This window comes from Amphibacillus xylanus NBRC 15112, assembly GCF_000307165.1.
In the GTDB taxonomy this organism is placed as follows: Bacteria; Bacillota; Bacilli; order Bacillales; family Amphibacillaceae; genus Amphibacillus; species Amphibacillus xylanus.
Genome location: NC_018704.1, coordinates 1285084 through 1307587, shown reverse-complemented (window position 1 = coordinate 1307587; position 22504 = coordinate 1285084). Strand labels below are relative to the sequence as shown.

Here is a 22504-nt window from a genome sequence, read left to right as displayed (position 1 = left end):
GTTCTTCCTCCAAAACATTATTGATTCTATACAATCATTACTTTTGATTATTTAGTAAAAATCGCTCAATTCGTTTAATTGCTTCTAAAAGTTGGTCTAAGTCTGTTGCATACGATAAACGAACATTATTTGGTGCTCCAAAGCCTGACCCTGGAATGATCGCAACTTTCTCTTCTTCAAGTATCGCTGCTGCAAAATCATCAACATTGTTAAAACCAGTTAATTTTAATGCTTCAGTCACATTTGGGAATAAATAAAATGCACCTTGTGGTTTAATACATTTAAATCCTGGCAGTTTATTCAGCATTTCATAACCTTGTTCTAATCTGTCTTTAAATGATTTTTTCATTAACTCAATCTCATCGTCATTTGCCTGATATGCTGCTAATGCACCATATTGTGAAATTGTCGTTGGATTCGATGTTGAATGTGATGCATAGTTTGTCATTGCTTTAATGATTTTCGAATCTCCACAAGCGTAACCAATACGCCATCCAGTCATGGCATGAGACTTAGATACGCCATTGATTACTATTGTTTGTTGTTTTAATTCGTCTGATAATTGTGCGATTGAAACATGTGGTCGATCTGTATAAGTTAATTTTTCATAAATCTCATCAGAGATAATCATTAAATTATGTTTTAAGCAAACCTCACCAATAGCTTTTAGTTCAGCCTCTGAATACATCATACCAGTTGGGTTATTTGGTGAATTAATAATGAGCGCTTTAGTCTTATCAGTTATGACAGCTTCCAACTGTTCTGCTGACAGTTTGTAATCATTTGATTCTAAACAATCAACAATAACTGGAGTACCCTCTGCTAATTTAATTTGTTCTGTATAACTTACCCAGTATGGGGCAGGTACAATCACTTCGTCCCCTTTGTTTAATAACACCTGAAAAAGTGTGAATAAAGCGTGTTTCGCTCCAGTTGTTACAATAACTTGTTCTGGCTGATAGCTAAGCTGATGATCTCTTAGCATTTTATTTACTATTGCCTCCCGAAGCTCAAGGATACCTCCTGAAGGCGTGTATCGTGTTAGGCCATTTTTCATTGCATACTCAGCTGCTTCAATTATATAATCTGGTGTGTTGAAATCTGGTTCACCAGCACCTAAACCAATCACATCATGTCCTGCATCTTTAAGAGCCTTAGCCTTTCCTGTAATAGCTAGTGTTGAAGAAGGTGTTAAAGTTTGTACTCGATTTGATAATTCCATGGGATCACCTACCTGTAATTTGATTTATTTGCAAATGATATACCACTATCATACTCGCCATTTTCTAATCGATAATAATCATAGCTGAGTCGATTATTTTGATCAAGATAAACTATCTCTAATAACGGAATATCATCTCTTAATCCATATTGGATATGATAAATTTCTTGGTAATTCACATCTAATTTCCACTGATTGATAATATCATTGTCAGCGATCCAATCAGATTTTGAATAAACAATTAATTCTTTTAACTCATCAGTCTGATCAACAAAAACTACAATTGCTTCATTATCTATTGTTTCAGCTTCCACGACATGATAAAAAACGGTACCATGGTAGCGTGAAATCTGCTTAATAGAATCTAGTTTCAATTCATTATTGACCCGGGCTAATGTGTTGTCGAACATGTCAGCTTTTGATTGATTAATGTATTGATATAAATAGATACAGTATGCAAGCAACATAACTACAATGCCTATAAGAAGTCCAATAAATATTTTCAAGCGATTGATTTTGATCGATTGATCGGTATGATTAATCATAGTCTTACCAACTCTTTTTCATATTTTTGATCAAAATGTGATCTTAGTCTTGCTTTGAATTATATTAAATCTAGCTACGATCATTTAATATTCCTAGTATTAATTTAAAGCAAATCGACTTGTCAGTTAATCCTATTATATTATAACAGTTTTTTTCTTGTTCGCAGTAAAAAACTAAATGAATATGGGATACTTAACAATTGATCGTTAATTGTTAAAAAACCAATCATTTGTTATATCCAATAATTCATTTGTTCGACGATGATGGATAGGTACATTAGGGATCGAGTCTGTAAATGCTTTACCATATCTTTTTGTCATAATTCGATCATCACAGACAACTATTATCCCACGGTCAGATTGTGAACGAATTAATCGACCAAAACCTTGTTTAAACCGAATAACTGCTTTAGGAAGTGAATATGATACAAATGGATTTTTTCCATTTTCAGCAATAAGTTGATGTTTCTGATTTACAATTGGGTGATTAGGTGATTCAAAAGGTAATCTAACCATCATCACAACAGATAAATCATCTCCAGGTATGTCTAACCCTTCCCAAAAGGCATTTGTACCAAGTAGAATTGACTTATCAAAACTTTGAAAGTTCTTTTTAAGACGTTCATGACTTCCACTTGTAATACCTTGCGCAATTAATAAGTACTGCTCATCAAATATTTCTTTTAATAAGTAATAGGCTTTTCTAAGCATATCATAAGAATTAAATAAAATAAGCATACGACCACTTGTTATATCAGCCATTGTAAAGATTAATTCACAAGTTGCCTCAATAAAAGGATCAAAATTTTCATAATCAGCAATTGGGAAATCGTTTGGAATTAAGAGTTGAACTTGCTCATGAAATGGAAATGGTGAGATTATATTTGACTCCAATAAATGCTGATTATTCAAACCTAGCTCATTCTTGATAAAATCAAAATTCCCTGATACTGATAATGATGCACTTAAGTAAACAATGCTCTTTATTCGATTATTTAAATCATCAGCAATGATTTGATTCGTATTGAGTGGTTGTTGATATAAATAGACGACTTTCTGCGTTCCTAGTCGTTCAGTTTCAATCCATTTAACTTGTTTATTGAATACATTTGATCTGAAAAATTCGCTAATTGAGTTTTTCATAGTTAGCAAATCCTCAGTAAATAAAATTTTCCGCGCTTGATTTAAATCATTGAAATTCAGTTGATCAAGCTGCCTAATTAAATCATATAAAGCAAATTCTAACCGTTCTGCCATTTCAATAATTAGGAGCCAATCAGAATGGTCTTTATTTTCGATTAAAACTTGAGATCGACCTAACTCATTTTTACTAGAATTATTCTTTTTATACTTATCAACGTAATGAAATAGAAAATTAAATAATAATTCACTTGATTCAATTGCCACATTAACGAAATTTTGCAAGCTTCGCTTAATTTGGTTATTTTCAATTAAACTATTCTCGATAAAGTGCTCAATAGATTTAAGCTTCTTATGATAAACAATTGAATTAATTTGTAAGCCATAATGATTTGCCACAACCCGTTCCAAATGATGTGCTTCATCGACAATCAGATGATCGTGAGATTGAATAATACCATCATCTTGCTTCATTGCATCAGCTAATAATGAGTGATTTATGATTAATACATCGGCAGTTTCTGCTTTTTTACGCGCTGTTTGATAATAAATATTTTCATATGAATCTTGTTTAACATGTTGTACTTGATTTCTAGCTGAAATCCGTTTAAATAGTTGTTCTCCACTAGCCGGCAATTGAATTTCATCAATATCTCCCGTATTAGTTTCGGTCAACCAGATAAGTAAAATAGCTTTTGTTAGCACTTGATCATAATTATAACTCTCTTCATGTAGTGCTTGGCTAAACTTGGCCAGATTTATATAATGATCTTTCCCTTTTAATACGGCAATGTCACATTCAAAAGGGAGTGCCTTCTGTAATTGTGGCCATTCATGTAGTAATATTTGTTGCTGTAAATGAATCAAATATGTACTAATTAATACTTTTTGGCGTTGCTTTGTTGATTGATAACAAGCAGCTATCAGATATGCTAAAGTTTTACCCGTTCCAGTCCCTGCTTCAATTAATGCGTGTTGTTGACTTTGAAATGCATGATAAATAGACTCTGCCATTTCCTTTTGGCCAGGGCGTTCCTCATAGTTAGCGATTTGATTTCTTAACTCAGATTTCTCACTAAACAAAGTATCTAAGTACTCACCAAATGATAGAGTTTGATCTATTGTATTGTCTCGAACACTCGCTTCAATTGGTTTAAATGCAATGTTATAAGCATAATTAAATCGATCATTAATTGCCTTATTTTGTTTTGCTGCTTCTTGTTGCTCTGACAATATTTCATTTAATTGGCTTTTAAAATCTGGTGCTAGTCTTTTTAAGTGCTTGATCGTTGTTAACGGTAAGCAGTTTAATTTCTTTAATAAATAATCTAGTAATTTTGTTGTTACAAGTGCGTCTGATAAAGCTCTATGTGGATCGTCATGGGAAATTCCAAGCCACTCTGATAAATGACCCAATTTAAAGCTTGGCGCTTGAGGCAATAAAATTCGGCTAAGCTCGACAGTGTCGATAACTGGTTGAGTAATAGCAGGTAAACCTGCATTCTTTAATTCATAATTTAAAAATCCGAGATCAAAAGGTACGTTATGTGCAACAAAATATACATTTTCAAAATGCGAATATATCTCATGAGCGACCTCAGAAAAAATAGGTCGATCAACGACCGTTTCATTTGTGATGCCTGTTAAATAGCTAATAAATCTTGAAATATGTGTTTCAGGATTGATGAGTTGATTATATTGCTTGATGATTTTACCATCTCGGTAAATTACAATAGCAACTTCAATAATTCGGTCCCCTTTATGTGCTGAATTACCAGTTGTCTCTAAGTCTACAATCGCAAAAGTCTTCATCAAATCAACTCCATCTAAAAATTAAACCATTTATTATAAATAACAATAAAAATAATTGATCGTTTATTATTTTATCCATGTTAGATTGTTTCTGTTAATGGTGGTTCTGTATCAATCATTTTAACTATCCGATTAAATTCATCTACAAGTGCAACTTTAGGTGTAAAACTTGGTAGCTCGTCATCTGAAATGATTGCATAAGCAATAATAATCACGATATCTCCTACTTGAGCTAGTCGAGCTGCTGCACCGTTTAAACAAATGACGCCACTTCCTCTTTCACCTGGAATCACATATGTCTCAAAGCGAGCCCCATTATTATTATTTACAATTTGCACTTTCTCATTTGGAAGAATATCAGTTGCATCAAGTAAATCCTGATCAATTGTAATACTTCCGACATAATTTAAATTGGCTTCACTTACACGTGCTTGATGAATTTTTGATTTCATCATTGTCCGAAACATAGGAAGACCCCCAATCTAACTATTACAGGTTAATAATAAGATTATCTATTAATCGTACGCGTTTAAATTGAACAGCTAAAGCAATTATAACTTGTTTATCATCGGTTGTAATTGGTTCTAAGCTTGGGAAACTTAAAATTTCAACATAATCCACTTTACCAGATATACGCTGATTTAAATAGTCGGTTAAGTCTCTTTCTATTTTATCAATAGAATGTCTGCCGTCAATGATTCTTTGTTTACCGATTAAAAGTGATTGATATAAATTTATCGCTTCTTTTCGTTCAGCGTCGGATAAATTTACATTTCTACTACTTTTCGCTAAACCGTCCGCTTCTCTGACCGTTGGAACCATACGTAATTGAATTGGAAAATTAAAATCATTAATTAATAGATCAACAATCGCTACTTGTTGAGCATCCTTTAAACCGAAATAAGCGTATGTTGGTTGGATGACATGAAATAGTTTAGTTAATACAGTCACGACACCAGAAAAATGACCTGGTCTACTTCTATCGCATAAAACTCCGATTCTTTGATTAACTTGCATAGATATACCAACAGATTTAGGATACATCTCTTTAACCTGTGGCATAAAGACATAATCAACATGATTTTCTTGCGCTAATAAGAGATCATGGTCTTCATTTCTTGGATAATGACCAAAATCCTCATTTTCACCAAATTGAAGCGGATTGACAAAAATACTTAATACGACAATGTCAGCTTCTTTTCTCGCCTCTTTAAGCAATGATAAATGTCCTTCATGTAGATAACCCATAGTCGGAACAAAACCAATTGAGCGTTCAATTGATTTAAGCTTTGAAATCACTTGCTTCATTTCATCGATTGATTTTATGACTTTCATATTCATCACCCAGTTACTTATAATTTTGTATCAGGATTTAGTGCATAAGTATGCTCTTGAGCAGGAAACGTTAATTGCTTAACATCATTTATATATGCTGTTATAGCTTGTTCAATAGTATGATTCATGTCAGCATATGTTTTAACAAAACGCGGCAGACGATCAACGCCATATTTTAATAAATCATGATAAACTAGCACTTGTCCATCACAATCAATACCAGCTCCGATTCCAATTGTCGGAATCGATAATTGGTCTGTTATCACTTTGCCTAATTCGCTCGGAATACCTTCCAATACACAGGCAATGGCTCCCGCTTGTTCAACTGCGCGTGCTTCTTTGATTAAGCGCTCAGCATTTTTTTGATCTTTTCCTTGAACTTTAAATCCACCTAACACGTTAACTAATTGTGGTGTAAGGCCAATATGAGCAACAACAGGAATACCTGCTTCTGTTAATTTCTCTATAACAGCTATAACCGATTCAGAACCGCCTTCTACTTTTAAGGCCTGAGCGTTAGTCTCCTGAAATAATCTCTTTGCATTTTTTAATGTATCTTCGATTGAAACATGATAAGTCATAAATGGCATATCAACAACGATAAATGTGTTTGGTGCACCTCTTCTAACTGCTTTACCATGATGAATCATATCATCTAACGTTACATTAACAGTTGAATCGTATCCAAGAACAACCATCCCAACAGAGTCACCAACTAGGATCATATCGATATTAGCTTTTTCACTTAGTTTTGCTGATGGATAATCATAAGCGGTGATCATCGTAATTTTATCATTTGCTTGTTTCATTTTTAAAAATTCAAATTGAGTTTTCATTATTAAGCTCCTCCTCTAAAACCAATGGATTTTAGCTGTGTAAAGCTTTTCTTGCTGTCGATCATCATTTTCAATAATTAAACAGCCATCATCACTCAAATCAATAAACACACCTGATTTTACTTCACCATTAATACTATATTCTAAGCGTTCACCCAAACGATAAGCAGATTTAAGCCATTTCGTTTTAATTGATTTAAAACCATCTTTAAGATAGTTAAAATAGACTTCTTCAAAACGATTTAATATCGTTTGAATCACCAGTTGCTTTGAATAGGATTTACTTGTTTCAATTTGTAATGACGTTGCGGAATGCTTAATTGGATCAGTTAACTCGCTCTTTTCTTGGTTAACATTTAAGCCTATTCCAATAACAGCATAATGGACTTGATCATGTTCAGCCTGTGCTTGTGTTAAAATTCCTGCAACTTTTTTGCCATTAATTAAAATATCATTAGGCCACTTTACTTCTGGTTTTAATTGTGTAATTTCTTCAATTACATCCAATAAAACAGTTGCAGTTAATAAAGTTAATTGGGGTGACTGGATCGGCATAATGTCCGGTCTTAAGACCAAACTTAACCAAACCCCTTTGTCATGATTTGAATCCCAATGACGTGCACGTCTACCTCTTCCAGCTATTTGTTTTTCAGCGATAATTACTAATCCTTCGTCACAGCCTTCCTGTGCACGCTTGATAGCTAGCGTTTGTGTAGACTCAATTTGATCATAATGCTCAATTTTCTTACCAATAGATTTTGTTTTTAGTCCCCAATAAACTGTATTTTTACTAACTTTATCAGGGATATATGTTAGGCGATAGCCTTTATTCGGAACAGATTCAAATCGATAGCCATCTTCCTCTAACTGCTTGATTTGTTTCCATACGGCTGTTCGAGATATAGATAGCTGATCAGATAACCATTGTCCTGAAACAAATGTATTTGCATGGTGTGATAATAATTTAATTAATTGTTCACGGGTGGATGACATTTTAAAATCCACTCCTTTATTTTTTCAAAATCATTTTCTAAACTACCATCGATAATTTGTTCTTCAATTGAAGTTAAATAATCTCTTATCCATTCTCCTCTTGGTTTTCCAGGGTACAGTAATTGTAAGTCATGGCCATTCATTTTAATCTCACGACGATTAGTAATCGGTAATTGTCTCCTGATTTGATCAATCATGGCTTGCGAGACAGAATGTTGATACACGCGTTGAATTAAAGAAATAAAACGATCATCTAACTCGCTCGGCAAATGGTATACTAATTGTCGTGAAAGCTGCTCGTGTTTATATAATTGAATGAGATGTTTTAATGATTCACCACTGTTTTTTGCCTTATTTGATAGTTTATAAGCCTGACACCATTGATTTATTGTAATCTCTTCATTAGTAATAATTGTTAAGTAAACAAATAAATCAATTAATTCAATGAATGGTTGCTCTACGGTTAAAATATGATCTATCATATTTTCTTTTGGCTTAAAAATAGGCAAATGACTAAATAACCTTGCCTGATAACAATAATCAATCGCTTTTTTTAGTGCTTTCCCTAGAAACATTTTTTCAATTTCTACTGTTATACGTTCAATTGATAATTTTTCAATTAGAGCAGCATTGTTTTTTATTTCTTCCCACGTATTTCGATCTAAATTAAAATTCAATTGGCTCACAAATCGAATCGCACGTAACATTCTTAACGGATCTTCAGTAAAACGTTCAACGGGATTACCTACTGCCTTTATCATTTTAGATGCCAAATCAGCTTGTCCATCAAATGGGTCGACTAAAACACTATCTTCTGTCATCGCAATTGCATTGATCGTAAAATCACGTCTAGCTAAATCATCTGTAATTGAATTGACAAAAGTTACGCGATCTGGCCGTCTGTAATCAGAATAGCCTTGTTCTGATCTAAATGTTGTCACTTCGAACGATTGATGCTTGTAGCGTACAATAACTGTCCCGTGCTCAATGCCTACAGGTATCACTTGATCAAATATTTCTTGAATTTGCGTTGGTGTTGCTGAACTAGCGATATCTATGTCATTAACCTCTTTATTTAATAAATAATCTCTGACAGCTCCTCCAACGACATAAGCTTGAAAACCTGCTTTCTTAATTGTTTCAATCATTTCAAATGCAAGTTGAAACATTATCTTACTCATTTGTCATCTTCACGGACTAACTCTCGCCAGCTAAAAAATCCAGCCTGTAAAGCCCTAATCATCACTTCGGCACCAGCAAGGTTCGTTACGAGTGGAATTTGATAAACATCACATAGACGCATCAATGCACTAATATCCGGTTCATGTGGTTGTGCCGTTAAAGGATCTCTAAAGAAAATAACTAGATCCATTTTATTTTCAGCAATTTTTGCTCCAATTTGTTGATCACCACCAAGAGGTCCTGATTGAAAACGATGGACTTTTAAGCCTGTTGCTTCTTGGATTCGTTTACCTGTAGTTCCTGTCGCAAATAGATCGTGTTTTGCTAAAATGTGTTGATAAGAAGTTGCAAATTGAATCATTGCTTCTTTTTTCTCGTCATGTGCAATTAATGAAATTTTCATTTTCTTAATCTCCCTTAACAGTTCATTCATCTATTAGTCTAACATTAAATGTTCTAATCCATAAATTAATTCAGTTAAATTTACAACTTGATCAATTGCAAAACGAATTCCTGACATAAATGACTCACGATGATAGGAATCATGCTTAATCGTCAGGGTCTCACCAGGGCCTGCAAAGATGACTTCTTGATGTGCGATGAGACCAGGTAAGCGGACACTATGAATCTTCATACCATCATAGTTAGCACCTCTTGCTCCTTCAATGATCTCTTCTTCATCAGAGCGACCTTGTTGCTTGCTTTGTCGTGTTTCTTGGATCAGTTCAGCAGTTTTAATTGCCGTTCCTGATGGTGCATCTACCTTTTGATCATGATGTTTCTCGATAATTTCAATATCCGGGAAAAATTTCGCTGCCATTTTAGAGAATTGCATCATTAAAACAGCACCCATAGCGAAGTTCGGGGCAATAATTCCACCGATTTGTTTTTCTTTTGCAAGCTCAGTTAGTTCTTCTAATTGTTCAGTTGTAAAACCAGTTGTCCCAACAACAGGACGAACACCATGTAATAAAGCTGCTTTAGTATGTTTATAACCAACTTTGGGACTTGTTAAATCGATAAGCACATCTGCTTTAACTTCTTTAAAACATTGGTTAATATCGTTATAAAATTTAGCATCTAATTTAGGCAAGCCATCTATCTCACTTACTTTTTGCCCATTATATCTTAAATCTACACAACCAACTAAATGCAATGTTGGATCTTTTTCAATCATTCTTAGTGCTTCACTGCCCATTTTACCGCTTGCACCTGCTACAACAATATTAATTCGACTCATTTTCTTCACACACCTTCTCAATTTTAGTCCATCGATTTTTATCTCGAGATTCAATCTTTGTCAATGATTGATGAAATGCCTCAGCTATATCGATATTTAATGAATTTGCAAATGTGAGCAAAACAAACATTAAATCTCCAAGTTCATTTTCAATTGAATTGTCATCTTCTGTATCCTTTTTTGGTTTTTCACCGTAAACATGGTTAACTTCACGTGCAAGCTCTCCAACTTCTTCAGAAAATCTTGCGATCATCGCAAGCGGACTAAAATAGCCTTCCTTATATTGTGATATGTATTGATCTACTCTTTTCTGAAGTAAACGAAGATCAGTTTCAATTGACTTAGTCATAACTTAACCTCTCTCTTTTCTGAAAATTTAGACCTGTCAAACAAATCTAAGTTCTATTATAACGATCATTTAAATCATTGTACAAAAAAAGACATAGTCTGACAAACATCAAACTATGTCTAGGGCAAAATTTTATTAAATTTCCTTAAGTAACTAATCAACTACATCATCATGATCTTGTAATTGATGCTTTTGATTATTTGAATGTGTCGCTCTAAATAATTTAAATAATACATAACTTAGACAAACAAAAATAAGTGAAAAAACAATTAAGGCAACATTTATAAATTCCAAGCCTTGAAATGAAACATTAAATAATAAAGCTTGATAAAGAGGATAATTTGTTAATAGTTCAAGCATATGAATGGCCTCCCCATCCTTTTGCTATAGCCTATTCAAATATGCTTAAACTCGTGCTTTCCTTATAGTTAAATGTTAATTTGTTTTTTACAACTAATAAGTATGCAATTCCAAGAGAAGCAATACTTAACCAAAATGTGAAATAACCAATTTGACTCATATATTGATCTAATTTCCCGTAATGTGGCATCATCGCAAAGACATAGTCGATAATATCATTATGTAGCGTCCAGAGCCCTGCAACGACTAAATGTCTTAACTTAAATCGATAATATGGTGCATAGAGTAAACCTTGAATTGCCATAGCTCCGTGAGAGGCGATTAACATATACCCTTGTGGTGAAAGTGATCCGTCCATTAGTAATGTAAGTATGTTCATTACTACCGCCCAAATCCCATACTTAAATAATGTAACCATTGCAAGTGCCTCAATATATGGCACATGTCGACCAAATATGTAGAAGCCTAAAAATATCGTGAAAAACAGACTCGCTGTCGGGCTATCAGGAACAAAAATCAAAAAAATCTTTGGCGTTCGCAAAAGTTGATTTTCATACCAGATATAACCGTAGATTGTTCCTAAAAAATTAATGATAAATAATAGCACTAGGAATGTGCGATTCTTTAAGATCTGATAAATCCAGTACATGACTAAAAATTCCTTTCAAATAAAGTTTCAAATTATTAATAAATCATTCCTTAAATATCTATTAATCATACAATGAATATCTTGCTTATTCAATCATATCATGGATGTTTGACTAAATAAAAACTACCTAGAGAATTAAACTCTAGGTAGTAAGAATAATACTTTTTAATCGTTATCTGTGATATGTCTAGATGCATCATAACTATTCTTTAGTTGATTCAGCTTTTTTGTTAATTCATTAAACATCTTTTTATCTTGATTGTCTAGAGCATGATCAATTTGCTTCAATAACTGTCGTTTTTCTGCTTCAAATAATGTATAGTTTAAGAACTCTTTTGCTAACTGCTTTTCTTTTTTTGTAATAAAAAAGTCATCTGGTAAAAATGGATTATCTTCTAATACTGCATTATATTCAATACTTTGATGTGAATTTTTAAATGATAGCTGAATATAAATTGGTTCATGACGATTTAGTCGGATATCATGAAATGACTTCTCTGCATCTGTCGTAACAATATGATCTTTATAAAAGCGAAATGGAACTTCATCAGAACATTGTGCTGAGATAATCATTCCTCTAGGGCAAAATCTTGCTTCTCTAATGAAATGAACATTTGACAATAGACTTTCATGATTGATTAAATAATTTAAAATCCAGACACTTTCTCGTTTCTTTAATTGGTAATTAGTTAAAAACCAATTAATAAAAGTTTTCTTGTCTTGAATAGATATTGACGTACTCATTTAATCTTTCCCCCCTATTCATTAGGAAAGTTGTTAATCATTTAAACGTGCTAAATAACTCTCGATTTCAACATCACTCGGGTCGATTGACAAGTAACGAGTAAAGATTTCTACTGCCTCTTCTCTCATACCCTCCTCAACTAAAAAGTATCCATATGCTTTGAGAAAGTCATTGTCATCTTTAAAGTCATCGTAAGCTTCTCGGTAATATTTCAATGCTAAGTCATAAGTCTCTTCTTGTTCATATGCTTTAGCAAGTTCCCATTTGTAATATCCATCAGTCTCGCCTTGTTCTATAATATGTGTGAGCAGATCAATTATTGCCTCAAAATCGCCCTCTTCTCGATAATTTTCAATTAAAAATAAAATTCCGGCTTTAAAACCAGGATCAATAGCTATCGCATGTCTTGCTAAACGGTAGCTTTCATCATACTCGCCTACTTTTCTAGCCAAAGTTGCAGCTGTTAAAAGTAATTCTTTATTTAATGGATCCATTTCTAATCCTTGCTTAGCTGTTTGATAACCTTGATCAGTCAGGCCTTCTTCTTGATAAGCCTCTGCTAAGTATTGATATACAGATCCATATTCATCATCTTGCTTAAGTAGCTCTTCCCATGTATGGATCGCGATATCCATTCGATTTGCTTGAAAAGCAATATAGCCATACCGAAACAGTACATCAGGATCATCAATTTCTGCATCTTTATAATAATTTAATGATTCTTCGAATTGACCGACAGAAGCTAAAGATTCTGCAATCCGTAATGAAATATCAACGTCTGCAATTTTGTCTGTTTGATGATATATTTTTTGATAGTTAAACAATGCATCATCATATTTACCTAAAGAAAATGCAAGCTCTGCTTGAGCAAAATCGATTAGTGGTTCGTTTGGTGCCAATCGTTTTGCTTCGATCAGTTTAAGCTCTGCAACTTCAAATAATCCTTGAGTCTGATAAAGGTCCGCCGATACCATTAAGGACGCAATATATTCGTCACTTGACGGATCAATGGCTTCTAAGTGGTAAATTGCTTTTTCATCATCTTCTAAATCAATATAAATTTCTGCCAATACAAGCCTGATGTCTGATTCATCTGGATATTTTGTAACTAATGATTCCAAGATAGAACGTGCATCTTCTAATAAACCTAATTCGATAAAAAGATCAGCAATTGAAATTAGATCATTATCGTTAGCTTGCTTTATGTAATCACGTAATATACGAATAGCTTTATTTATCTCATCTTGCTCAATTAATTGGATCGCTTGATCAATTGGATTCATATTTATAACAACCTTTCAAAGAAACTTTAGAATAGCTTTATCATAGCGAAATACTTTATTGATTTCAATTCTTTAGCAGTATTTAGCAAAAGAAAAACATCATAGTTACTCATTTAACTATGATGTCAAATATCCGTTATAAATTAATGTAATTTACATTAAAATAATTTGCAAATTTCTTTAGTAATTAATTAAGTATACTATTAAATTATCACTTTTGTCATATTAAAGATTCTATAGCTAATCTGATTCACTTATCTATAACGAAGTTGCTATAAAAATAATATAGAAAGTAACCATTTAGAGCTAGCATAACTATGATAGAAATACCCGCTAACATAGGGAAATAAGTAAAGAAAAAGAGAATGCCTGAAATTATAAACACGAACGTCATCACATTGTTTAATTGTTCTAGCGTCCTTAACTTTAAGAATAGACTTGATTCATCTTTTAACGTTTCAATTAAGAAATGAATGATGTAATATACGATAATCATTCCGACAATAACAATCACAAGTCCTGATATCGCTATAAATGTATCGATTGTTGATGATAGCGGCATCATCAACGGGGAATAATTGGTTAGGTTTAAAATAAAAAATATAACACTATGAAAAATCATTACGATAATTAACGGTTTAAGTTTTGAAAGTTTTTGATAAGTTATTTCAAGTCTACTGATTCCAACTAAAATTAAGCAATAACCTAATGCATTACTAAGATAATAAATAATCCCGAGATCGATGAAGCTAATATTTATTCTAAAAAATATAAATAGTAATCCGAAGAAGATTGTGTATGAGTAAAATTATTGTGGGCGCAAAAATATATTAACCCCTTCACTAAGTGAAGGGGCCAGCAAGCGATAGCGCGGTAGGAAACAAAGCAAAAGTCATGAAAAAAGGGACACTCCTTGGTAAAATGATAGTCGACTAAAACACCATTACCGAAAGGAGAATCCCTCATGGAAAAGAATATCATAAAATACCCAAATTTAAAACAAATTGAGCAATTGGTTTGGAGACAATTACAAGAAACCTTTGGTTTCGTTATGAAACAGGTCTTGGAGGATATGGACCAACAGATTGCCGATGAACGTGATAAAAAGCGCTATCGTCTTATTGATAAAAGAAAGTTTAATATAGCTAGTCTCTTTGGTGAGATTGAATTATATCGCAATTATTACCTTGACCGATCAACTGGGGAATATGTCTATCTTCTTGATCGTTATCTAGAGTTTGAGGAGGCCGGTTCTTTTAGTCCATTGATTGAGGAAGCTGCCATTGAGCTAGCTGTTAAGGGTCGCTCCTATCGAAATGCAGCTAATACATTACAAACTCTATTAGGTTACCGGGTTATCAGTCATGAGGCAATTCGTCAACACCTATTAGAGGTTACGTGTAAACCTAAAAAGCGTGAACCTATACTCCAACCCGTCTTATTTGTAGAAGTAGATGGTTTATTTGTAAAACGCCAAGGTAAATGGAAAAAGGGAAAAGAAGAGAAAATAGCAGCTGTCCATCAAGGATGGGAAGTCAATGGAAAACGGGTTAGCCTTAAGAACAAACGTCATTTTATTCACAAAGGAAAGCAACCCTTTTGGGAGGCTTTTGAGGACTTTCTAATTGAAAACTTCGAATATGACCCGACTTTTCACAAGCTGGTTATAAATGGAGATGGTGCCAACTGGATTACATCCTGTCGTGAGTATTTTAAAGGTCGTGTATTCTTTTCTCTTGATCGCTTTCATGTGGCACGAGAGGTTAAGAGTATATTCAGTAAGCATCCTCGTTATCGGTCCATTCGTAAAGCCCTTGCGGCATACAAATACAAAACGTTCTTAACAGAGCTTAACAGTGCCGTAGGAACGCTTGAGGATGAGGAGAAGGAGGAACGACTTGTGTCGTTTATCCGCCAATTAGAAAAATATCCAGAAGCATTGGGAGATTATAGAATATGGTTAAAAGAACAGGGAATTGATACAACTGGTATGCGTCCAATGGGAAGCGCAGAGGGAACCATGAGTGTGTTTGCCAAAAGACTAAAAAATGGCCGTAGTTGGTCGGATAAAGGTGTAAGTGCCATGGGCACTGCATTAGTGGCCTTCTTGGATAATTTGTCCCTAAAGACTTTATTCGGGCGAATAGATAAATGGACAGAAATCGAGCTGGAAAAGAAACCACCAAGACATTATAAAGAAAAGGTTAAAAGAACCATTGGTCAGGTTACCAGAGACAATCTTATGTACCTAAAAGGAAAGGCAAATATTCCGATATACAACGTGTTAAAGGAGTTATCTGGTTTTTAAAAAAGGCAAAAACTTTATCAAGGGGTCACCTTAAAATGATGAATCCGCTTTCATTATTAACGTAGAAAAAATTGCCTACAAATACTTGACTCAAACGAAGATTGTTTCCAATTTGACTTTGGCTCCTAAACATTTATTATGATAAAACTGTTAATTAAACATTATACTAATTTAAGTATCTATTACCCCCTAAATAAGGTCAAGTTAATTAATAAAAAAATAGCTACAATTACCCAGTGGTCATTTGTAGCTATTTTAACAGTTCTCATTCTAGATCATTTGTAACTTCTTTAAATCATCAAAAAAGTTAGGATATGAAATGTTAATCACATCTGGATCGACTAAAGTAACGTCTTCTTGACAGATGAGTGATGCGATTGCAATCATCATACCAAGACGATGGTCGCCATCAGAGTTTACTTCTCCACCAATTAACGGAGATTTTCCTTCAATGATCATCCCATCATCAGTTCCCTTTACTTTAGCACCAAGTGTATTTAATATATTGACAACACTTGAAATTCGATCTGTTTCTTTATGCCTTAACTCTTCTGCATCTCGGATAATTGTTTTCCCTTCTATTTGAGTTGCTAATAAGGCTAGAATTGGAAATTCATCAATCATTCGTGGAATAACATCCCCATCAATTTCAATTGCATTTAATTCACGATATTGAACAGTAATGTCACCGATTGGTTCTCCACCAATTCGTCTCGTTTCGACAATCTTAAGATTAGCACCCATCTGATTTAAGACATCTAACAACCCTGTTCTTGTTGGATTTAATCCAACATTCTTAATTGTTATCTGACTCCCTGGCACAAGTAGTGCGCCAACAATAAAGAATGCAGCTGATGATATATCTCCTGGTATTTCAATTTCAGTGCCTGTTAAAGATTGATTACCTTTAACCGTGACTGTATTACCATTAACAGTGATCTCTCCACCAAATGCAGAGAGCATTGTTTCAGTATGATCTCGTGTTTTAGTTGTTTCGATAACAGTTGTCTCACCTTCAGCAAGCAACCCCGCTAATAATACACCAGATTTTACTTGAGCACTTTTTACCGGAGGCTTAAATGTGATCCCTGTTAAAGATTGTCCTCTAACAGCAATCGGTAATAGGCTACCATTATTACGCCCATCAATTTTTGCTCCCATTTCGATTAATGGATCACGAATCCGATCCATTGGTCGTTTAGTTAATGACGGATCACCATATACAGTTGTATGAAATGGTAATCCAGCTAATAAGCCGAGCATTAACCTTGCAGTCGTACCTGAATTACCAAAATAAATAGGTTCTAAAGGTTCCTTAAAGCCAGTAACACCTTCACTATCAATAACTACATTATCATCCTTGTGATCGATTTTCACACCCATGGATTGAAATGCTTTAATTGTCATTAAACAATCTTCTCCATTTAAAAAGTTTGAAATCTTAGTCTTTCCACGAGCTAATGAACCGAAAATGATCGCTCTATGTGAGATTGACTTATCACCAGGAACCGATAAATTGCCAGTTAAGGGCACATTGACAGGCTTTAATGTAACTTTTTTCATGTTGTCTTTCCCCCTAATCCTCAATCATTGTTTCATATCCATTTTGAATCAGTAAGCGATGACTTGCTAGTTGATCTTCTTTCGATACGAAACTAATACGAAGCACTCCAGTAATGCCTTCTCTTATTTCTAATATCTCAATATTCTTGATACTAATTTCTTGTTCGGCTAATAGTCCAATTACTTTTAAAATCGCACCTGGTTGGTCAAATATATCTACAAATAAATCGTAAAATGATGGAATTGCACCTCTTTTAGTTTTGTCTAGACCATCTCTATACTCACGTGCTTCTTCTAAATAATGATAAATAGATACTTTATCATTCGTGTCTAATAAGTTTTTTAAATTCTTCATCTCATTAATCCAGTCATCCAGTAAACGAGCTAAGACATTTTTATTTTGAAAAAAGATATCTTGCCACATACTTGGATCGCTTGAAGCAATTCGGGTAATATCACGAAATCCTCCAGCTGCTAAGCGGGGAATCTTATCATGCTTTTGTTGCCACGTTTTTGCTTGTTGCACTAATGAAGATGCGATTAAATGTGGGAAGTGTGAGATCACACTCGTCATTTCATCATGTTCTTCTGCATCTAGGGTTATAAACGTAGCCTTTGTAGTTGATAATAATGACTTTAATTCTGAAATGGCTTCTTCGGCTGCAGTTTTTGTTGGTGTTAAAATATAAATTGCATTTTCGAATAAATGTGATTTTGCTGCTTCGATACCTTGTTTATGTGATCCTGCCATCGGATGACCACCGATAAATGTAACTTGAGCCTGATCAATTGATTCGGCAATCTTCATCACATTTGTCTTTACAGAAGAGACATCGGTAATTAAAATGGTTTTTTCAAACTTCAATTGTTTGATTTGTTCAATTAATTTAATCGTCTTTGAAACAGGAGCAGCTAATATGCAAACATCAACTGTAGTGACTATCGCTTCAAAATCAGTGGATACTTGATCAACAATCTGTTTATCAATCGCATAGCTTAATGTCTTTTGATTAATATCATAGCCAATCAAATAATGATCAGTATATTCTTTTAAGTTTAGCGCAATTGATCCACCTATTAAGCCTAATCCGGCGATTAAAATTCGCTTTGTCATTTTTATTGATCACCTGCTTGTTGATCTAAGAAATCTGCGATCTTTTCTGCTAATAGCTTCATATCATCAGCGTTCCCAATCGTAATTCTAACGCCATTTGGATGACCTAATGCTTCACCTGATCTAACAATAAAGCCTTGCGTAATTAAATAGTCAAATAAACTATCACCAGATACAGGCAATTTAACAAAAACAAAATTCGCTTCAGAATCATAGTATGATAAATTCATGTTATCCAGTGCTTTTTGAAAAGCATTTCTATTCTTAATCGTCTCATTAACTGTTGTTTGAATAAAATCTTGATCTTGATAGGCTACGATAGCTGCTTGTTGTGCTAATCGTGTCGTGTTGAATGGCCCTCTAGCGATATTCAGTTTTTCACTTACTTCTAGATGTGCAATACCGTAACCGATCCGCAAACCTGCTAACCCATAAACTTTTGAAAATGTTCTAACAATAATTAGATTAGCGTGGTTATCTAACATATCAAGTGAATTGACCTTTTTATCCTCTACGACAAAATCCATATATGCTTCATCAACGACGACTAGGACATCTTTGGGACAATCTTGGAGGAATTTTTCTAGTGTCTGTTGATCAATTAAACTGCCTGTCGGATTATTAGGCGAACATAACCAAATGATCCTTGTTTCTGAATCTATAGCCTTGAGCATTGCATCTAAATCATGATAACCATCGATTAATGGGATTTCCTTAACCGTTGCACCTTGAATTAGCGCATTATGCTTATATTGTGGGAAAGTAGGTGTTGCTACAATAGTGTTCGTACCTTCTTCTAAATAAGTTCGACAGATAATATCAATCACTTCATCCGCACCACAACCAAAGATTAATTGATCTGGATCTACTTTTAAGCTCTCACTTAATAGCTGTCGTAATTCTGTTGCGTAGCCATCAGGATAGATTTCAAAATGGTTAGCTGTATCACGAACGATCTCATCAACCTTTTTTGAATAGCCAAACGGGTTTTCGTTTGATGCTAATTTAACAATTCGTTCAAGCCCAAATTCACGCTTAACTTCATCTACTTGTTTACCTGGTTTATATGGTGCCATTGATTGAAATACTTTTTTCGCCTTCATAATTAATCCCCCTACTTAAGTAAATCTGGTCTTAACTTACGCGCGTCGTTGTGATAGATATGATGAATATCTTCTTGAGCAATCGACGTATTAATCGTCATCATAATACGAATACAGCGTGGTAAACCATGCGGTACTTTAATTTCTTGCATACACATAACAGGAACGTATGTCCATCCTGGTAACTGTCTTATTGGTTTAGCAGGGAATGTAGCCGTTAAATCATCCGTTACGGTTACTAAGACAGAACTCACATCCTCCGCCTGTACATTATTCTTTTCAATCATTTCTAAGACTAGTTGTCTCGTATTTTCAATTATTTCTAGTTCATTATTTTCTGTTACTGTAGTAGCTCCTCTAATTCCTCTAATCAATGACATTTCAACTCCTGTAAAAATTCACCTAACCATAGATGAATAGTCTGATCATCTAATTGTTCTATTAAGGGTTTACCTACTTCCCTTAAAAGAACCATCGTTATTTTTTGGCTTTTAGATTTTTTATCTCGCTTCATTCGTGTAACGAGTTTGTCGGTAGCAATTTCTTGTATTTTTAATGGATATTGATTTGACTTCAACCAATTAATCAGTTGCTCGTATGGTAATTTTATCTCGTATAACTTCTCACTTACTTGAAAAGCAAATAGCATCCCAATTGCAACTGCCTCACCATGTGTTATCTCGCCATATCCAATTTCTGATTCTAAAGCGTGACCTAACGTATGACCAAAATTTAAAAACTGTCTTATATTTGACTCGTATTCATCTTGTTCAACAATCTGAGCTTTTACTTCAATACCCTTTAATAAATGGTTCACTAATTCAGTATCATTTATTGCTTCGATTAAATTAACTTGACTAATTGTCGACCAAAATGATGATTCATGGATGAAGCTGTGTTTTACTATTTCAGCATAGCCTGAACGGATTTCCTTAAATGGTAGAGTATGCAACGTTTCCACATCATAGATTACTGCCACTGGTGGATAAAAGCACCCGATTAAATTCTTGCCTTCATCATGATTAATCGCTACTTTACCACCAACGCTACTATCATGGGCCAAAATAGTTGTAGGCATTTGAATAAAATCAATTCCTCTCATGAACGTTGCTGCTACAAATCCGGCTAAATCACCAACCATACCACCACCAAGTGCGATAATTAAACTATCACGATCAAGCCCTGCTTTAATAGCATCAGACATTAAATCATAATATATTTGAATACTTTTGGATGCTTCACCAGCAGGGACAACAGCGTAATCCACTGGAGAAGCACCATTAATAGAATTAATCACATCATGTAAGTAAAGTGGTGCAACATTACTGTCTGTAATAATAAATATTCGACTGTATTGTTTGGGCAAATACTCAAGTACTTGATGTCGTAAACCTTCCCCGATCGTAACATCATATTGATTTGTACTCGTTTGAATCGTTATCTTCTTCACTTAAAAACACCTGACTTCTTCACGATACTGATCAATTGCCTTTTTCAGTTTTGGAAACTGATCGTTCGGGAACTGTTCTAAAATCGCTTTAGCTAGTTCAAATGCAACGACATGTTCCATTACAACTGCTGCAGCTGGTACTGCACACGAGTCAGAACGTTCGATACTTGCGTTAAATGTTTCTTTTGTTTCAATATCAACACTCTGTAATGGTTTATATAATGTTGGAATAGGTTTCATAACACCTTTAACAACAATTGGCATACCAGTAGTCATACCACCTTCAAAACCACCTAAATTGTTTGTACGGCGTCTAAACCCTGTTTCCTCTGACCAAATAATTTCATCATGGACCTCGCTACCATGACGTCTAGCTGCCTCAAATCCAATTCCAAATTCAACACCTTTAAATGCGTTAATGCTTTGGACTGCAAAAGCAATTCTAGCATCTAGCTTTCGATCATAATGAACATATGATCCAATTCCTGCAGGCATCCCTTCAACATAAACCTCACAGATACCACCGATTGAATCTCCATCTTTTTTAGCCTTATCAATTGCATCCATCATTTTTTGGCTAGCTTCTGGGTCCAACGAGCGAACAGGTGATTCTTCAGAAATCTTCATTTTATCTTCTATCGTTAACTCCGGATAGTCTTTAGCCTTAATTCCTGCAATTTCATTTACATAACCGACAATATTAATACCTAGATTTTTAAGCAATGCTTTTGCGACTGCTCCTGCTGCTACACGTGCAGCAGTCTCTCGGGCAGATGACCGCTCAAGAATATTTCGCATATCTCGATGACCATATTTTATTGCACCATTTAAATCAGCGTGTCCAGGTCTTGGTCTTGTCACAACTCTGCGTAATTTTTTATCTTCATCAATTGGGTCTTCACCCATAATATCCGTCCAATGCTTAAAATCATCGTTTTTAACGATTAATGCAAGCGGTGAACCTAATGTATAACCATGACGCACACCACCCGCAATATCCACTAAATCTTTCTCAATCTGCATCCGTTTACCACGGCCGTGTCCTTTTTGTCTTCTAAGAAGAGATTCATTTATTTCATCGCTAGTCAATGGCATCAATGCAGGGACACCCTCAACAATTGTCGTTAATTGTTTACCATGCGACTCTCCAGCAGTTAAATAGCGCATAAAATTTCCTCCTTATGTAGTCTATATTTTAATTAATATACCATAACAGATTGATTCTGTCTTTATAAATAGATAGATAATTCTTTTTTTTCAAACTTTTCAATAGAT

At 34.2% G+C, this 22504-nt stretch carries 23 protein-coding genes; 1 reads left to right on the top strand and 22 read right to left on the bottom strand.

What is annotated here, in order from left to right:
* Positions 1 to 37: 37 nt before the first annotated feature.
* The 16 genes from AXY_RS06515 to AXY_RS12775 all read right to left on the bottom strand — a co-directional run bounded on the left by AXY_RS06515 (position 38) and on the right by AXY_RS12775 (position 14256).
* Positions 38 to 1222, bottom strand: coding sequence for a pyridoxal phosphate-dependent aminotransferase (locus AXY_RS06515; protein WP_015010001.1), 1185 nt, complete (start codon positions 1220 to 1222; stop codon positions 38 to 40).
* Between the two features lie 8 nt (positions 1223 to 1230).
* Entirely contained in the window at positions 1231 to 1767 is a 537-nt protein-coding gene (locus tag AXY_RS12275) for a cell wall elongation regulator TseB-like domain-containing protein (RefSeq protein ID WP_015010000.1), read from the bottom strand.
* Between the two features lie 207 nt (positions 1768 to 1974).
* A complete protein-coding gene (gene dinG / locus AXY_RS06505) occupies positions 1975 to 4719 on the bottom strand; it encodes an ATP-dependent DNA helicase DinG (RefSeq protein ID WP_015009999.1) in 2745 nt (914 codons plus the stop codon).
* 80 nt (positions 4720 to 4799) lie between these two features.
* Complete coding sequence (gene panD / locus AXY_RS06500) at positions 4800 to 5186, bottom strand: aspartate 1-decarboxylase (RefSeq protein WP_015009998.1); 387 nt, start codon at positions 5184 to 5186, stop codon at positions 4800 to 4802.
* Between the two features lie 22 nt (positions 5187 to 5208).
* Positions 5209 to 6054: a pantoate--beta-alanine ligase gene (panC, locus tag AXY_RS06495; protein WP_015009997.1), complete on the bottom strand. Its 846-nt coding sequence runs from the start codon at positions 6052 to 6054 to the stop codon at positions 5209 to 5211.
* A gap of 17 nt (positions 6055 to 6071) precedes the next feature.
* The gene (panB, locus tag AXY_RS06490; RefSeq protein ID WP_015009996.1) at positions 6072 to 6890 is read right to left on the bottom strand and encodes a 3-methyl-2-oxobutanoate hydroxymethyltransferase; all 819 of its coding nucleotides are present in this window, start codon (positions 6888 to 6890) and stop codon (positions 6072 to 6074) included.
* Positions 6891 to 6905: 15 nt separating this feature from the next.
* Positions 6906 to 7883 carry a biotin--[acetyl-CoA-carboxylase] ligase gene (locus AXY_RS06485; RefSeq protein WP_015009995.1) on the bottom strand — a complete coding sequence of 326 codons (978 nt, stop codon included), beginning with the start codon at positions 7881 to 7883 and terminating at the stop codon, positions 6906 to 6908.
* On the bottom strand, positions 7859 to 9064 hold the full coding sequence (locus AXY_RS06480) for a CCA tRNA nucleotidyltransferase (RefSeq protein WP_015009994.1): 1206 nt from the start codon (positions 9062 to 9064) through the stop codon (positions 7859 to 7861). Before AXY_RS06480 ends, AXY_RS06485 begins: the two co-directional genes overlap by 25 nt.
* Positions 9061 to 9468: a methylglyoxal synthase gene (gene mgsA, locus AXY_RS06475; protein WP_015009993.1), complete on the bottom strand. Its 408-nt coding sequence runs from the start codon at positions 9466 to 9468 to the stop codon at positions 9061 to 9063. Before mgsA ends, AXY_RS06480 begins: the two co-directional genes overlap by 4 nt.
* A gap of 33 nt (positions 9469 to 9501) precedes the next feature.
* On the bottom strand, positions 9502 to 10305 hold the full coding sequence (dapB, locus tag AXY_RS06470; protein WP_015009992.1) for a 4-hydroxy-tetrahydrodipicolinate reductase: 804 nt from the start codon (positions 10303 to 10305) through the stop codon (positions 9502 to 9504).
* The gene (locus tag AXY_RS06465) at positions 10292 to 10654 is read right to left on the bottom strand and encodes a nucleotide pyrophosphohydrolase (RefSeq protein WP_015009991.1); all 363 of its coding nucleotides are present in this window, start codon (positions 10652 to 10654) and stop codon (positions 10292 to 10294) included. The genes dapB and AXY_RS06465 overlap by 14 nt, the downstream gene beginning before the upstream one ends.
* A gap of 153 nt (positions 10655 to 10807) precedes the next feature.
* Entirely contained in the window at positions 10808 to 11014 is a 207-nt protein-coding gene (locus AXY_RS06460) for a hypothetical protein (RefSeq protein WP_015009990.1), read from the bottom strand.
* Positions 11015 to 11045: 31 nt separating this feature from the next.
* Positions 11046 to 11663 (bottom strand): lipoprotein heptaprenylglyceryl N-acetyltransferase LhaT, encoded by a 618-nt coding sequence (gene lhaT / locus AXY_RS06455; protein WP_015009989.1) that lies wholly within the window; start codon positions 11661 to 11663, stop codon positions 11046 to 11048.
* 165 nt (positions 11664 to 11828) lie between these two features.
* Positions 11829 to 12407 carry a ReoY family proteolytic degradation factor gene (locus tag AXY_RS06450; RefSeq protein ID WP_015009988.1) on the bottom strand — a complete coding sequence of 193 codons (579 nt, stop codon included), beginning with the start codon at positions 12405 to 12407 and terminating at the stop codon, positions 11829 to 11831.
* Between the two features lie 33 nt (positions 12408 to 12440).
* A complete protein-coding gene (locus tag AXY_RS06445; RefSeq protein WP_015009987.1) occupies positions 12441 to 13691 on the bottom strand; it encodes a tetratricopeptide repeat protein in 1251 nt (416 codons plus the stop codon).
* 250 nt (positions 13692 to 13941) lie between these two features.
* Positions 13942 to 14256, bottom strand: a complete 315-nt coding sequence (locus tag AXY_RS12775; protein WP_155835476.1) for a hypothetical protein — start codon at positions 14254 to 14256, stop codon at positions 13942 to 13944.
* A 399-nt stretch (positions 14257 to 14655) separates the two neighbouring features.
* Here AXY_RS12775 and AXY_RS06440 point away from each other — a divergent pair, with 399 nt between their 5' ends.
* A complete protein-coding gene (locus AXY_RS06440) occupies positions 14656 to 15999 on the top strand; it encodes an ISLre2 family transposase (protein WP_015009875.1) in 1344 nt (447 codons plus the stop codon).
* Positions 16000 to 16269: 270 nt separating this feature from the next.
* Here the strand turns inward: AXY_RS06440 and aroA are convergent, their stop codons facing one another.
* The 6 genes from aroA to aroC are packed head-to-tail and all read right to left on the bottom strand — an operon-like array spanning position 16270 to position 22396.
* Positions 16270 to 17562 (bottom strand): 3-phosphoshikimate 1-carboxyvinyltransferase, encoded by a 1293-nt coding sequence (aroA, locus tag AXY_RS06435; protein WP_015009985.1) that lies wholly within the window; start codon positions 17560 to 17562, stop codon positions 16270 to 16272.
* Between the two features lie 13 nt (positions 17563 to 17575).
* Positions 17576 to 18676, bottom strand: coding sequence for a prephenate dehydrogenase (locus AXY_RS06430; RefSeq protein WP_015009984.1), 1101 nt, complete (start codon positions 18674 to 18676; stop codon positions 17576 to 17578).
* Positions 18677 to 18678: 2 nt separating this feature from the next.
* The gene (gene hisC / locus AXY_RS06425; protein ID WP_015009983.1) at positions 18679 to 19779 is read right to left on the bottom strand and encodes a histidinol-phosphate transaminase; all 1101 of its coding nucleotides are present in this window, start codon (positions 19777 to 19779) and stop codon (positions 18679 to 18681) included.
* A gap of 11 nt (positions 19780 to 19790) precedes the next feature.
* Positions 19791 to 20159: a chorismate mutase gene (gene aroH / locus AXY_RS06420; RefSeq protein WP_015009982.1), complete on the bottom strand. Its 369-nt coding sequence runs from the start codon at positions 20157 to 20159 to the stop codon at positions 19791 to 19793.
* A complete protein-coding gene (gene aroB / locus AXY_RS06415; RefSeq protein ID WP_015009981.1) occupies positions 20150 to 21229 on the bottom strand; it encodes a 3-dehydroquinate synthase in 1080 nt (359 codons plus the stop codon). The genes aroH and aroB overlap by 10 nt, the downstream gene beginning before the upstream one ends.
* A complete protein-coding gene (aroC, locus tag AXY_RS06410; RefSeq protein ID WP_015009980.1) occupies positions 21230 to 22396 on the bottom strand; it encodes a chorismate synthase in 1167 nt (388 codons plus the stop codon). It abuts the gene before it with no gap.
* Between the last annotated feature and the right edge of the window lie 108 nt (positions 22397 to 22504).